The following is a 14,057-nucleotide window of genomic DNA, read 5'->3' on the forward strand; positions in this document are numbered from 1 at the left end:
CGCTAAATGACACACCGTTCGCCGATGAACGTGTGATTGAGCAGCATATTGAGGCAGGCATTTCACTCTGTGATGCAGTGAACTTTCTCGTTGAAAAATACGCACTGGTACGTACCGACCAGCCGGGATTCAGCGCCTGTACCCGTTCTCAGTTAATAAACAGTATTGATATCCTCCGGGCCCGCCGGGCAACCGGCCTGATGGCCCGCGACAATTACAGAACGGTAAATAACATTACCCTGGGTAAACATCCGGGGGCGAAACAATGAAACTGGCTCTGACGCTGGAAGCCGACAGCATTAACGTGCAGGCACTGAACATGGGGCGCATTGTCGTTGACGTCGATGGTGTTAATCTCACTGAACTGATTAACAAGGTTGCTGAAAATGGTCATTCACTCCGCGTAGTGGATGAATCCGGCCAACAGTCAACCTGCACACCACCACCGTTTACGGCCCTTGCCGGCATACGCTGCAGTACCGCACATATCACGGAAAAGGACAACGCCTGGCTGTACTCGCTGTCACATCAGACGAATGACTTCGGCGAATCAGAATGGATTCATTTTACCGGGTCCGGTTATCTGTTACGTACTGATGCGTGGTCGTACCCGGTTCTGCGACTTAAACGCCTGGGCCTGTCAAAAACGTTTCGTCGTCTGATCGTCACGCTCATTCGCTGTTATGGCGTCAGTCTCATTCATCTGGATGCCTGCGCTGAATGTCTGCCGGGTCTGCCCACTTTCGACTGGTAATCAGGGAAATTCACAACATGAAATCATTAACGACAGAAACGGCGCTGGATATTCTGATTGCGTGGCTGCAGGACAATATCGACTGTGAATCCGGGATTATCTTCGACAACGATGAGGATAAGACGGATTCAGCAGCACTGTTGCCCTGCATCGAACAGGCCCGGGAGGATGTCCGTGCTCTTCGTCATCTGCAGCTTCTGCACCAGAACCGGTGAATATCACTCACCATACTTCATTCCCCTGACGCCAGCCTGAATATAGCTGGCGTTTTCGTTTATAAACCAAAAGGAAAACCGATAATGTCAGACATCACAATCTCCCGTCCGGAAGTGGTCACCGGGCATACGGACGTTATCTGCTCCACCAGTATCCGACACGTTGTGACGGTACGGAATGCAGCACTGCAACAAACCGAAACGCTTATCCGGCAACTGGCAGAAATCTCAGTGCTGACAGCAGGCATTGGCGGCAAAACCGCCCTGGACTGGGCCATGAAACAGAATTTTCGCTGTGGCTGCTGGCTGATGGAAAAACCGGAAGCAGCAATGAAAGCCATCACCCGCAATCTCGATCGAGAAATCTGGCGTGACCTGATGCAACGTTCCGGGATGCTGAGTCTGATGGATGCGCAGGCCCGTGATACATGGTACCGGTCACTGGAGTACAATAATTTTCCGGAAATCAGTGAAGCGAACATTATGAGCACATTTGAACAACTGCACCAGAATAAGGATGAGGTGTTTGAGCAGGGAGTGATTAACGTCTTCAGGGGACTGAGTTGGAATTATAAAACCAACTCTCCCTGTAAATTTGGAAGTAAAATCATTATCAACAATCTGGTGAGATGGGGCCGGTGGGGATTCATCTTATCACCGGACCACAGACTGACCGGGTTGCCGACTAGGAAAGGATGCAGCATCTCTTCAGTGGCAACCCCATTCCCGACAACCGGGAAAATATCATAATTCGTCTGGATTAGCATATCCGGTCTGTTCAGGGTAAAGAGCGCTATGAAGACGAGATGTTCATCATTAAATACTTTAAGAAGGGATCTGCACACATCACTTTCAAAAGGCTGGAACTGATTGACAGAATTAACGATATAATAGCCAAGCACTTTCTTTCTGTGCTCTCAGCCTGATCCCGAGTGTGATTCCCTTTCAATATCAAAAGGGACTGCGGGTACAAATGAGGGTACATTTTTAATCAAACTAAATAAATCATATCAATATCAATATGATAAATGAAATCTTCGATTCCGAGTCCGGCACCACTAATTCTTAAGAACCCGCCCACAAGGCGGGTTTTTGCTTTTGGATCTGACAATAACCTTCACGAAAAAAGTTTGCTTATAAAGTCTGGGGGAATTACTCTCGCCACGTTAACGAGAGTAATTTTATTGATACTAATCTCCTGATACTTTACCCCCGTCCAAACTCCAGCCGCTGCACATTCACCATCCCAGTCTTCTCAGCAGCACTGGCATCAATTTGTGTCACCCGCAGCGCATACTTTTCATCCAGCGCGTTTAACCAGTTCAGCAGGTCATTAAACACCACCGGATCTATCCAGACCTGAATATTCTCCCCACGCTCGGCTATCCGCTTGATGACTACCGAGTGCGCGGAAGCACTGTCACTGATAACCCACGATACCTGCGCAGGCGTTGTTGTGGCGGATTTTCGCGCCGCAATAATATCCGGCGCGGCGCTCCTCAGTCTGGTGTTCATCGCCACCAGTTGCTGCAATATTGTCTCCTGTTGTACTATCCGTTCGCTCAACGGCTGCCAGATGAGGACGTAATATCCGACGCTAAACAGGAACACCACCGCTGCCAGTAACATGCCCTTTTCACGCGGAGAACGCCCCGCCAGGTGTTGTGCCAGCCAGTGTTCGCCACGGCTTAACTGGCGTTCACGCCATTGCTGAAAATAGTGAATAAATTTATCGCGTAACATGTTATTTCCTCCGCAACGTTACGCCGCCGGAAACCGCATCACCCTCTTTCTGTAACGCGTCCTGTTGCACAACATAATCGGTTGCCAGTGCACTACGCAGTTTGTCGAAACTGGCAAAGTTCGCGGCCCGTAGCTGGAGGTGAAGTATCTGGCGTTTTTGATCAAAGGTAAAACCACGCATTTCGATGTCGGAAAGTGACGCTGATTTCAGGGTGCTGGCTATCGCTGACAACTCGGCGAGCAGCCGGGTATCGTCGGCCTGTGGGCGATATTTTTTCAGCGCCATCGTCACCTGAGAGCGTAAATTCACAATCCGCTTCTGCTCCGGGAACAACGTTAAGAACTGTTCCTCCGCCTGGGTGCGGCTTTGCGCCACCTGTTCGCTGACGCTCCATAACGTCACGCCCCGCTCCACTGCCAGCGCAACCAGAATCAGCAATATCGGCAGAATCATCACCCGCCAGCGCGCCCACTGTTTTCGGTAGCTGACGCGAGGCTGCCACGGCCCTGTCAGCAGGTTCCCTTCCGGTTCGCCATAAGTGGTAATGGCGGGCAGAGCTGTAACGGTCAGGCGTTCAGCGTCTGCGCCAGCCCATGCTGATAGCTTTTCCGGTGCAATGCCGACTACGGTTAGCGAAAGCGGTAAATCCTGCTCATTGAGCTGGGCGCGGAACATGACCGGAGCCAGCGCCCGCCCGGCGCTCCATCCCCGGCATTCATCGATGCGGCAGATAACCCGTTGTGCATCGCCAGCCATAAACCCACAAGGAATGGACATCCAGTCCGGCGCGACGGTAGCGCGGGTGATGCCGTTTTCCTGCAACCACTGCGCAATGTTGCGCATATGCTGTTGGTGAATCACTGCTACGGTTGCCAGTTGCTGGTCGATTTTCAACGGGGCGAAATGCAGTTCATCGATATCCTGGTTCAGCTCTTCTTCCAGTAAGGCGGGCAGAATAGTCGGTATCTGCTTGCGGGCGACAACAGGCAGTTCAACCTGCCAGACGCTGATCCATTCGCCGGGAATGTAGAGTCGAATCGCATCAGTTTGCAGCCATTGCTGGAGCTGTTCGTTAGCAACGTCAGACCAGATACCGTGCTCCACATCGGGTGTACGGCGCTGCCAATGGATGGGATCAGCGGCGCAAAGCGGGAAAAAAATCTCAAGGATGGAACTCACTCACTTTCTCCTGTCTGATGCCAGAGAACCGAAAAGTGTTGTGGGCCCATGCGGACAATTAACGAGTTCATCGTCAGTTCAATCTCATTCACGGTGATATCTGAACGCAGCCAGAAGTAATTGCTGTCCACGCTCAGGACGGTTTTTAGCTGTTTTTTAGTACGCTCATCGACGTCAGCAAGTAGCGGCTGTGCAAGAAACTGATCGACATCTTCCCAGCCCTTCGCCGGACGTTGTTGTAATAACGCCCGCGCCTGAACAGGGCTTAACCACGGGTCAAACAGCGCCTCAAGAATCACACTTTGCGTGACGTCTAAAGTATTAATGTTGATTTGCTGGCGGGTCATCGGCAGCGCACAGACCAGCGGTTTCAGTTTTTGATAAAGCCCGGCGTCCATTCCCTGCACCACGCGCATCTCGCTGATATCGGCCAGCGGTTGATTGGCGGCGTAGAAAGGCACCGAGCGGGCGAGATATTCGCTGTCTTCACGGCCCAGACGCGTCTGCACGCTGCGGTCCTCGTCAATAAACTCCCACAGGCTTTCGGCTATCAGTTCGGCCCGATAAGCAGGCACATCCAGGCGCGTGATCAGGGCAATCAGTTGTTGTACCGCGAGCGGACGCGACGCCGTTGTGGGCTGAGCGAGGGCATTCAGGTTAAAGCAGGCCTGTGCGTCACGCAGAGTGACGGCGATTTGCCCCTGCGGCAGTGGGAAAAAACGAGGGCCGGAAGCCCACGGCTGTTCCAGATGCACGCGCTTTTCATTTTTCAGGCTCAGACTGAGCGCGCTCAGCGCCAGGCTTTCTGCACTGGCGCTGTACCACAGCGCCTGCTGGTACTCCTGCTGGCTGCGCGTTCTTCCCAGTTGCTGCTGCATCCGCCCGGAAAGCGTGATGGTTACCAGCATCATAACTGCCAGCAATACCAGCACCACGACCAGTGCCATTCCGCGTTTTGGTGGTGAGGTGATCATGATTATTGCGGCCCGCGTAACAACCAGATGCGTTCAATCTCGCCCCATTGCGGCGAATGCAGGGTCATGCGTACCGCCACAGGGATCGCCTGTACTGACGACCAGCTCTCCTGCCAGCGCGTGCCGTCGTAGAACTGCAAACGGAGCGAATCGGCCGGAATCAACTTTTGCATTGTCGGCTTCACGCTGCCTGCGGCATCGGTCAGCGGCCAGGCTAACCGTTCGAGATAACCGTCATGAATGCGGTAACCGACGGTGAGCAGATTACTGCGCGGCAGACGCATCAACGGGTTAACCACACCGCCGCGCACAAAACGCATTCCTTCACTCTCAGACGCCAGCACGCCAGCGCCAGCCAGTAACGCTGGTTCACGCTGGCCCTGATCGCCTCTTACCGGACGCGGCATCATTTGGGTCAGATCGTGGGTCAGAAAACTCATCGTTTGCTGCATGAGGTTTAGTTTTTGATCGTGTCCGGCGACGGCGCTATTCACGCGCGTGACGCCGTTAGTCACCTGCTGCGCCATCAGTGCCAGCGAGGCAAAAATGGCAATTGCCACCAACATTTCCAGTAACGTGAAACCAGCGCGAGTCCTTCTCACTGTTGGCCTCCCACGGCGCTAAACCAGGCGCGTCGTGACTGAATCACCGACGAAAAGTCTTCGTGAAGGCTGACTTCAATATCCACCGCCTGGAGCAGCGCGTTGCCTGTACTCAGCGGTGTGGTTCGCCAGTACCAGCGGCTTCCTGCCATATCGCTCTCGCCCTGCTGCCTGACCGCCCGCTGCTCGCGGGTCATCAGGTAGAGCAGCGCGGTCTGGTTTTCAGCCACCCAGCCCGCTACCGTTTTTTCCTCAAGAATTTGCTGATTACTCAGCGCACCGCTGGCAATCTGTAACACCGCCGTGGCAGCCAGCGCAAAAATCGCCAGCGCGAGCATCACTTCCAGCAAGGTAAATCCGCGCTTCATGGCATCCTCTCATCACATTGATTGAGGGATAACGCGCCATCGTGTGCCAGCTTTACCGCCCAACATGCGTTTTGCGCCGCCGAGTAGAAGCGCAGCGTAAACGGCGTGGCGGGTTCAAAAGGCGAAAAACGGATCTGCGGCGTCTTCTTTTTCGCCTCTTTTTGCAGCTCAAGTTCAATATCGTGCAGCGTCAGTCGACGACGTTGCAGCTCCAGCGCATATTCCTTCTGCCAGATATCACTTCCGGGTTGTAACAGCATCTGCACCTGTTTCGGCACCGTAACCTGTGCCGATAACCGGGTCGAGGAAACGGGCGACCACTGCCCCTGACGACGCTGCATAAACTGGTAGCCAGGCGGGTCGATTAGCACACCGAGTGTTTTCCCTTCGATCACTGCCCTGTCCTTAAACTGCGCAAAGCGAGTCAGAAAATCCTGCGCCGCTTTTTTCGCGGGCGATTCAGAATCGGTCGCAAAAGTCTGTACCACGCCCGCACTGGCAAGGCCGATAAGAAAAATCACCAGCATGATTTCCAGAAGTGTGAATCCGCGTTCAGGCACTGCTTACTGAAACTCCTGCAAATTCCAGTTACCGATATCTGCGCCAGCGCCTTCCCCGTTTTCCTGACCATCCGCCCCCAGGGTATAAACATCAAACAGCCCTTTTTCACCCGGACTGAGATACTGATAATCATTGCCCCACGGATCCTTTGGCAGTCGTTTAATGTATCCACCAGTACGGTAGTTGCGGGAGTCCGCCATATTGGCTGGCTGCTGGATCAGCGCCTCAAGCCCCTGTTCTGTGGTCGGATAACGCCCGTTATCCAGTCGGTACATATCCAGTGCGTTTTCCAGCGCCACGATATCGCTGATGGCTTTTTGCCGATCGGCTTTCTCTTTGTTGCCCAACAGGTTAGGCACCACCAGACTTGCCAGGACGCCAAGAATAACAATCACCACCATCACTTCCAGCAGGGTAAAACCTGCCCGTGGTTTTTGTGTGCGGGATAACGAATTCATGTGATAACTCCGTAAATTACATTCCAACCATATTATTCAGTTGCAGCATCGGCTCGAGGATGGCGATGACAATAAACAGCACCACGCCCGCCATCATCACCACCAGCGCCGGTTCAAACAGCCCTAACGCCAGCCCCACCTGGGTATCAAATTCCCGTTCCTGGTTGACTGCGGCCTGCTCAAGCATGGTTTCCAGTTCGCCGCTCTGTTCGCCGGAGGCGATCATGTACAGCATCATCGGCGGGAACAGGCGCAACTCCGCCAGCGCGGCGCGCAGACTGCTTCCTTCGCGGACGCGATCTGCCGCCAGCAGTAGTTGTTGTTCGACATAGCGATTTGCCGACACGGCGGCAGCAGTCTGAATACCTTCCAGTAGCGGAACACTGCTGGCGGTGAGGATGCTTAAGGTGCGGGAAAAACGCGCCGTATTCAGCCCGCGCGCAACACGCCCTGTCACGGGCAGACGCAGCACGGTTTTATCCCAGCGCAGGCGCATAGTAGGATTTTTAAGTAGCCGTTGCCCCAGCACCAGAAGCGCCAGCAATCCCGCCAGCCAGTAAACGCCGCTGGCCTGTAACGCGTCGCTCATGGCAATAAGCGTGCGGGTTGAGGCGGGTAGCGCGTGTCCGAGATGATCAAACTGTTCGATGATTTTCGGCACCACTGCCGTCAGCAAAATAGTGACTACGCCCGTTGCCACCACCAGCAGAACCAGCGGATAGAGCATGGCCTGCAATAGACGTGATTTCAGGCGCTGTCGCTGTTCGGTGTAATCTGCCAGGCGATTAAGCACCACGTCGAGATGCCCGGATTTTTCTCCGGCAGCAACCATCGAACAAAACAGAGAATCAAAGACGCGGGGATGTTCGCGCAGGCTGTCCGACAGGGTGTAACCTTCCTGAATCCGGCTGCGCAGCGCCATTCCGAGGCTTTTTACATGCAGTTTTTCACTTTGCTCACTGACCGCCTGTAAGCAGGTTTCCAGCGGCATTGCTGCCTGTACCAGCGTTGCCAGTTGGCGCGTGAACAGCGCAAGATCTGCCGCCGCCACGCGACGATGTGCGTGCCGCCGACGCTGCAACATCCCCCCTGACGAAGTATTCATCCGGGCTTCAATATGCACGGGGATAAGCTCTTTACCGCGCAACAACTGGCGGGCATGACGCGCGGAATCCGCCTCAATCATACCTTTGGTTTTGCGACCATTACGCTCCAGCGCCTGATAGTAAAACAGTGCCATTACGCCTCCATGGTTACCCGCAGAACTTCATCGAGAGAGGTTTCTCCGGCGAGCACTTTCTCAATGCCGTTGCTGCGGATACCCGCAGAGTGTTGTCGGACATAACGTTCCAGCTCCAGCTCCCCGGCCTGACGGTGGATCAAATCACGCAATGTGGCATCCACCACGATCAGCTCATGGATGGCAGTCCGTCCGCGAAAACCTTTGTGATTACAGGCGGGACAGCCCTGTGGATGGTACAGAGTGACGGTACGGGCGTCGGTAATTCCCAGCAGGCGTTTTTCTTCGTCAGTGGCTGGTGCGGGCTGGCGGCAGTCGGGACACAGCGTGCGAACCAGTCGCTGCGCCATCACGCCCGTCAGACTGGAAGAGAGCAGGAAAGGCTCCACGCCCATATCCTGCAAACGTGTGATCGCCCCCACCGCTGTGTTGGTATGCAGCGTGGAAAGGACCAGGTGTCCGGTAAGTGAAGCCTGGACGGCGATTTCTGCGGTTTCGGTATCGCGAATTTCACCGACCATCACCACATCCGGGTCCTGACGCAAAATCGCGCGCAGCCCACGGGCAAAGGTCATGCCGACGCGGGTGTTAACCTGCGTCTGACCGATCCCTTCAATCATGTATTCGATGGGATCTTCAACCGTGAGAATGTTGCGCGAATGGTTGTTCAGCTCCTGCAATCCGGCGTACAGCGTGGTGCTTTTGCCGGAACCCGTCGGCCCCGTCACCAGAAAGATGCCGTGCGGTTTGTGTAACAGCTGGCGCAACTGCGCGGTCAGTTGCTGGCTAAGCCCCAGACGCTCCAGCGTCAGGCGGGCCTGGTTTTTGTCCAGCAGTCGCAGCACCACGCGCTCGCCCCAGGCAGAAGGCATGGTGGAGACACGCACGTCAATCGCCCGGCCGCCCAGCAACAGCGCAATACGTCCATCCTGCGGCACGCGCTTTTCGGCAATGTCCAGCCGCGCCATCACCTTGATACGCGACACCAGCAGCGAGGCCAGTTTGCGCCCCGGACGCAGCATTTCATGTAATGTGCCGTCAACACGAAAACGGATCACCAGACTCTTTTCAAACGTCTCAATGTGGATATCCGAAGCGCCTTCTTTGATTGCCTCTGCCAGCATGGCGTTGATCAGTTTGATGATCGGCGCATCGTCGTCGCTTTCCAGCAGATCTTCCGTTTCCGGCAGTTCTTCCGCGAGGGTAAAAAAGTCCTCGGCAGAACCGAGATCTTCCATCAGCTGGCGAGCCTCGGAAGAGTCCCGCTGCCAGACCGCATTCAGCCGCTGTTCAAATTCGGCCTCGTCGATTTGCCGCAGCGTAAAGGGCGCGTTCAGCCCCCGCTGCAGCTCCTGCAAAACAGAGAGCGACAACGGATGAACATGGAGGATCTCCAGCGACGCTTCGCACCATGCCACCAGGCTAAACCGACGGCTGAAACTGTAGGGCAGACGCACGGTGTTAGCGGTGGTTTCCTGTGCTACAGGCACCATTAACGCGTTCTCCCGGCATTAAGGAACGCACGAACTTCCGGCGGTAGAGCCTGATTTTGCGCTGGCAGTACCGGCTGCGCGGTGTGCGGCATCAGGCTTAAACCTTGCTCATCACGATAGATCTGTTCGGCGCGCATATAGTTATATTTGCGCTGCGACACGCCGTCTGCCGCCATACCGTCACGCAGAATGGTCGGACGGATAAACACCATCAGGTTACGTTTTTCTTTTTTATCCGCCGTCGATTTAAACAGGTTACCAATCAATGGGATATCGCCAAGCAGCGGCACTTTCGCCACGCTTTCTCCCGCCTGGTCGTCCATCAGACCGCCAAGCACAATCAGCTCACCATCGTTAGCCAGCACGGTGGTTTTCAGTTTGCGCTCACCAAACACCACGTCGAGGCTGGTCTGTCCTTCCACCTTCGAGACTTCCTGCTCAATCACCATCTGTACCGCGTTACCTTCGTTAATCTGCGGCGTGACTTTCAGCATGATGCCGACTTTTTTCCTTTCTACTGTATTGAAAGGATTGCTGTTATTGGAGCCAACGGTAGAGCCGGTTAATACCGGAACGTCCTGGCCCACCATGAAGAAGGCTTCCTGGTTGTCCAGCGTGGTGATGCTCGGCGTGGAGAGCACGTTAGAGCTGGAGTCGTTTTTAACCGCCTGCACCAGCGCCATCCAGTCGCCTTTCACCACACCAACCGCCGTACCGCTAAAGCCGGAAAGAAGCTGGGCGAGTGTGGAGAGATCGCCGTTGGTATCCGGATTAATGGTGGTAGCGCCGTTTTCACTGATCACCGTCGAGCCTTTCTGCGGTTTCGCCTGAGAAATGGCTGCCCCCAGCGTACCGATAGGGATCTGCGTACCATTAGCAAACTGCATTAATCCGGCATCTTTCGACGCCCACTGCACGCCGAAGTTGATATTGCTACCTTCGGCAACTTCCACGATCAACGCCTCGACGTGCACCTGAGCACGGCGAATATCCAGTTGTTCAATCACGCTTTGCAGCGACTGCATGATGTCCTGCGGTGCGGTTACAATCAGGGCATTACTGTGTTTGCTGGCGGCGATGGATACAATCTCACGCCCGCTACCGACCGTGCCTTCCGCCTCTTCTTTAGCCGCCGTGAGCGTGCCGCTGACCTGCTTCAGCACATCGACCAGATCTTCGGCTTTGCTGTATTTGAGATAGAACACCTGGCTGTTGCCGCTGCGTTCCATTTCTGAGTCCAGCCGACGGATCAGGCGGCGCATTTTGTCCCGCGTGGCCGGGTCACCACTGACAATCACACTGTTGGTGCGTTCGTCGGCGACAATTTGAGATTTCAGCGTCGCAGGCTGGTTCTCGCCGCTGTTTTTCGTCAGGCTTTCCAGCACGCGGGCGATTTCCGAAGCCGAGGCGTTATCCAGCGGGATCACCTCTTCGGTGCGATTACCCGCGTGATCCACGCGCTGGATCACTTCTGTCAGGCGCTCCACAACGGAGGCGCGTCCGGTGAGCATAATCACGTTGGAGGGATCGTAATTAACAACATTGCCTGAGCCTGCGCTGTCGATCATCTGGCGCAGAATCGGTGCCAGCTCGCGTACCGACACATTACGTACCGGCACTACTTTGGTGACCATTTCATCGCCCGCGTAGTTGTCGCTGCCTTCACCGACCAGCGGCAGCGGCTCGACTTTCGCAGCGCTGGATTTCACCACCTTCAGCACGTCGTTTTCCATCGGTACGACGGCATACCCCTGTGCTTCCAGCAGGTTAAGGAATAGCTGGTAATACTGGCGTTCATTGAGCGGGGTCATGGTGCGAATACTCACTTTCCCCTGTACGCCCGGCCCCATAATGATGGTTTTATTAAGGTTAGCGCCGACGGTTTCGATGAACGATTTCAGGTCGGTATCTTTAAAATTAGCGGTGAAAGTGGCTTCTTCCGCCCAGACCGGTGAACTACATAATGCCGCTGCCAGCACCAGCGGCAGTAAACGCTTTTTTGTTTTGAGGCCAGTTGTCTTCTTACGCCAGACCGACAACGTAATATCACGCCAAAACACGATGAATGATTCTCCTGGATTAAATGCGGTTAGCGCAGCGCGATGGAAATGTCGTGGCGCGCACCCTTGCGTAAAACCGTAAGTTGAATGGAATCCATTGAAGGTAACTGCCGCATCAGAGCAATCATTGCTCGTGGATCAGTGAAATCCTGCTGATTTAGCGCAATGGCGATATCGCCTTCCTTGAAACCGCTGGCATCGAACAGAGAACGATCTGCCCCCGGCTTCACTGCATAACCGACAATCCCCTCCTTACGCACAGGCGTAAGCTGGATATAGTTAAAAATTTTCTGCGGATCTTTCGCCAGTGCCTGACGCACGGCAGTCGGGATCTCAACTGGCGCACTGGCAGCAGGCTCAGCAACAGCTTGCTTTGCTTCGTCACTGACAGCTTTTTTGTTGGTCACGGCAACGGTGGAACGCTCCTCTTCAGCCAGACTCAGGCGCTCTATTTTTCCCTGATAGCGCAGCATCACATGGTCGCGATTGATTTCCTCAATCACTGCGTTGTGCGAGCCAAGCGTTTCACCCTGCAAATAGACCTGCTGTTTACCGCCTTCTTCAATAACCGCGCCGGGTCTGGCACCAAAGGCGATCCCGCGCAGCACCACATTAAGACGCGTTTCTGCCACAGGCACAGGTTCGGGTTGTTTTACCGGCGTGGCGACGGGCTGATATTTGCCAAACCAGTTTTGCTGGCTGATTAATTGCACGTCATTTTTATCGAACGTTTTTGCATCCGCACGGGGCGGTTTATTCGCCGATGGGGAAACAGCCGTATATTCCGCAGAAAAGGAGAAATAGCGCCAGAGTGAATACGCCATTTTTGCAGAAATAATAAGCAGCATCAGCCAGAACATCCCGCGTGCAATTTTGCGCAGATGCTCTTTGTCTGTATGAAGAGATTGTCTCTGGTTAAGAGTGTGACGAATTTTTGTCAGCCATTGAATGAGATAAATTCGTGCGTCACGAAAAACAACCCGCGCCAATTTATATCTACCCGACGTTATGCTTTGACTATTCCACAGGTGGTACGATCCAGTTTCCGCTGATACTGGTTACCTGTACGTGTATCATTAATCGTTATGCTGTAATTAATTCCCTCAGTGAGCATTAATTTCACTGTTGGGTCAGTGCACATTTGTCGTTGATAGCTGGTTAAAAAGGCGTCAGGCGTCTGCGTGGTCTGAGTCCCCGCTTCGCTGATAATGGTCATTTTTACCGTCGTGCCGCTACTTTGTGCCAGCACTAAGGTATATCCCGCAGATTTAATCGGCAGGTTTTGGCTGATATTTTGCGCCTGTTTTTTCGCCAGTAAACTGGCATTTTCATTATGGCTGGCACAGCCACTTAATAATCCTGTAACGCTCAACAATAGCGATATTAATACCCTCCCTGGCATTTGTTTTATCGACATGGTAAATAATCTCTAAGGTTATTAATAAGAGTTAAAATGTCACTTTGATAATGACGTTGTTATCATTAAAACAATGCCTGTAGATAAATTGTTGCTATACCGCCCAGACTTAAACACGGTCCAAAAGGCAGTGTGGTTGATCCTCTTTTTGTAATAACGGCATATATCAGGCCGCAGCATGAGGCGATTAAAGCAACATTGGGTAGCGACAACGGCCCCACCCAACTACCTAACGCAGCGAACAATAATACATCGCCCATGCCTAATGCTTCTTTACGCAGAACTATTCCGGCTATCCAGCGCAGAGAGTAAAAAGTGATAAACCCCACCAGGACGCCGGTGACTGCATCTTGTAGCGTGAGCGGGCTCTGCTGCGCCCATGCCGCAATTAGTCCCGTCCACAATACGCCCTGAGTAAAAACATCGGGCAGCCATTGGTGATCGAGGTCGATGATGCTCGCGGCAATCAGCCAGGCGGATAATATCATCACCGCCAGCGCCCATCCACTTTCCGGCCAGACCAGACTCGCCAGCAAAAAAGCGAGTGCCGTCAATAACTCCACCAGCGGATAACGCTTGCTGATTTTCGCCTGACAGTCGCGGCAGCGCCCTTTGAGCATCAACCAGGAGAGCAGCGGAATATTGTCACGAACGCGGATAGTCTGCTGACAATGTGGGCAGTGCGAACGCGGTAGCGCAAGGCTTATTTTTGACTGCGCACTCGGCATTTCACCATGAAACTCCGCCATTTGTTGGCGCAGCATGATGGGGTAACGCCAAATCACCACATTCAAAAAACTGCCGATGATCAATCCTCCGACGGTAGCCAGTATGGGCATCGCCACGGGGTATTGCTGAAAAACATCAAAAAGCATGGTTAAAGGTTGTTTGTTGTAACTTGCCGGATGCGGGCCTGCAGGTGTATGCCATATGGCTTTCCTCCAGGCCCGATAAGCTGGCGCAACCCGGTGCGCCTTATTTCATGCCGGATG

16 protein-coding genes and 1 pseudogene are annotated in these 14,057 nt (G+C 53.9%); 4 read left to right on the forward strand and 13 right to left on the reverse strand.

What is annotated here, in order from left to right; genetic code table 11:
- The 4 genes and pseudogenes from cbtA to QZF50_RS11885 all read left to right on the forward strand — a co-directional run.
- Positions 1-269: type IV toxin-antitoxin system cytoskeleton-binding toxin CbtA (cbtA, locus tag QZF50_RS11870; protein ID WP_139508391.1), on the forward strand; the 269-nt coding region annotated here is incomplete at its 5' end.
- Entirely contained in the window at positions 266-754 is a 489-nt protein-coding gene (locus QZF50_RS11875; RefSeq protein WP_061090000.1) for a DUF5983 family protein, read from the forward strand. The genes cbtA and QZF50_RS11875, both read left to right, overlap by 4 nt.
- Before the next feature lie 17 nt (positions 755-771).
- Positions 772-969, forward strand: coding sequence for a DUF957 domain-containing protein (locus QZF50_RS11880; RefSeq protein ID WP_032256361.1), 198 nt, complete (start codon positions 772-774; stop codon positions 967-969).
- 84 nt (positions 970-1,053) lie between these two features.
- Positions 1,054-1,895: pseudogene (locus QZF50_RS11885) on the forward strand (DUF4942 domain-containing protein).
- 280 nt (positions 1,896-2,175) lie between these two features.
- Here the strand turns inward: QZF50_RS11885 and yghD are convergent.
- The 13 genes from yghD to pppA form a co-directional block, all read right to left on the reverse strand.
- Positions 2,176-2,712, reverse strand: coding sequence for a GspM family type II secretion system protein YghD (gene yghD / locus QZF50_RS11890; RefSeq protein ID WP_000942799.1), 537 nt, complete (start codon positions 2,710-2,712; stop codon positions 2,176-2,178).
- 1 nt (position 2,713) lies between these two features.
- Positions 2,714-3,892: a type II secretion system protein GspL gene (gspL, locus tag QZF50_RS11895; protein ID WP_000094973.1), complete on the reverse strand. Its 1,179-nt coding sequence runs from the start codon at positions 3,890-3,892 to the stop codon at positions 2,714-2,716.
- The gene (gene gspK, locus QZF50_RS11900) at positions 3,889-4,866 is read right to left on the reverse strand and encodes a type II secretion system minor pseudopilin GspK (protein ID WP_000633238.1); all 978 of its coding nucleotides are present in this window, start codon (positions 4,864-4,866) and stop codon (positions 3,889-3,891) included. The genes gspL and gspK overlap by 4 nt, the downstream gene beginning before the upstream one ends.
- A gap of 2 nt (positions 4,867-4,868) precedes the next feature.
- A complete protein-coding gene (gspJ, locus tag QZF50_RS11905; protein ID WP_001255040.1) occupies positions 4,869-5,468 on the reverse strand; it encodes a type II secretion system minor pseudopilin GspJ in 600 nt (199 codons plus the stop codon).
- Positions 5,465-5,836 (reverse strand): type II secretion system minor pseudopilin GspI, encoded by a 372-nt coding sequence (gene gspI, locus QZF50_RS11910; protein WP_000820125.1) that lies wholly within the window; start codon positions 5,834-5,836, stop codon positions 5,465-5,467. The genes gspJ and gspI overlap by 4 nt, the downstream gene beginning before the upstream one ends.
- Complete coding sequence (gene gspH, locus QZF50_RS11915) at positions 5,833-6,396, reverse strand: type II secretion system minor pseudopilin GspH (RefSeq protein WP_001115140.1); 564 nt, start codon at positions 6,394-6,396, stop codon at positions 5,833-5,835. Before gspH ends, gspI begins: the two co-directional genes overlap by 4 nt.
- Before the next feature lie 3 nt (positions 6,397-6,399).
- Positions 6,400-6,855: a type II secretion system major pseudopilin GspG gene (gene gspG, locus QZF50_RS11920; RefSeq protein WP_001087296.1), complete on the reverse strand. Its 456-nt coding sequence runs from the start codon at positions 6,853-6,855 to the stop codon at positions 6,400-6,402.
- Between the two features lie 16 nt (positions 6,856-6,871).
- Positions 6,872-8,095 carry a type II secretion system inner membrane protein GspF gene (gspF, locus tag QZF50_RS11925; RefSeq protein WP_001173448.1) on the reverse strand — a complete coding sequence of 408 codons (1,224 nt, stop codon included), beginning with the start codon at positions 8,093-8,095 and terminating at the stop codon, positions 6,872-6,874.
- Entirely contained in the window at positions 8,095-9,588 is a 1,494-nt protein-coding gene (gspE, locus tag QZF50_RS11930; protein ID WP_000249348.1) for a type II secretion system ATPase GspE, read from the reverse strand. Before gspE ends, gspF begins: the two co-directional genes overlap by 1 nt.
- Positions 9,588-11,648, reverse strand: a complete 2,061-nt coding sequence (gene gspD, locus QZF50_RS11935) for a type II secretion system secretin GspD (RefSeq protein ID WP_000498824.1) — start codon at positions 11,646-11,648, stop codon at positions 9,588-9,590. The genes gspE and gspD overlap by 1 nt, the downstream gene beginning before the upstream one ends.
- Before the next feature lie 29 nt (positions 11,649-11,677).
- The gene (gspC, locus tag QZF50_RS11940; protein ID WP_000135073.1) at positions 11,678-12,637 is read right to left on the reverse strand and encodes a type II secretion system protein GspC; all 960 of its coding nucleotides are present in this window, start codon (positions 12,635-12,637) and stop codon (positions 11,678-11,680) included.
- 17 nt (positions 12,638-12,654) lie between these two features.
- Positions 12,655-13,065, reverse strand: a complete 411-nt coding sequence (gene gspS2 / locus QZF50_RS11945; RefSeq protein WP_001298744.1) for a type II secretion system pilot lipoprotein GspS-beta — start codon at positions 13,063-13,065, stop codon at positions 12,655-12,657.
- A gap of 65 nt (positions 13,066-13,130) precedes the next feature.
- Positions 13,131-13,940 (reverse strand): prepilin peptidase PppA, encoded by an 810-nt coding sequence (pppA, locus tag QZF50_RS11950; RefSeq protein WP_001365924.1) that lies wholly within the window; start codon positions 13,938-13,940, stop codon positions 13,131-13,133.
- Between the last annotated feature and the right edge of the window lie 117 nt (positions 13,941-14,057).

Origin of the sequence: uncultured Escherichia sp. (genome assembly GCF_948475835.1) — a bacterium.
Lineage (GTDB): Bacteria > Pseudomonadota > Gammaproteobacteria > Enterobacterales > Enterobacteriaceae > ECMA0423.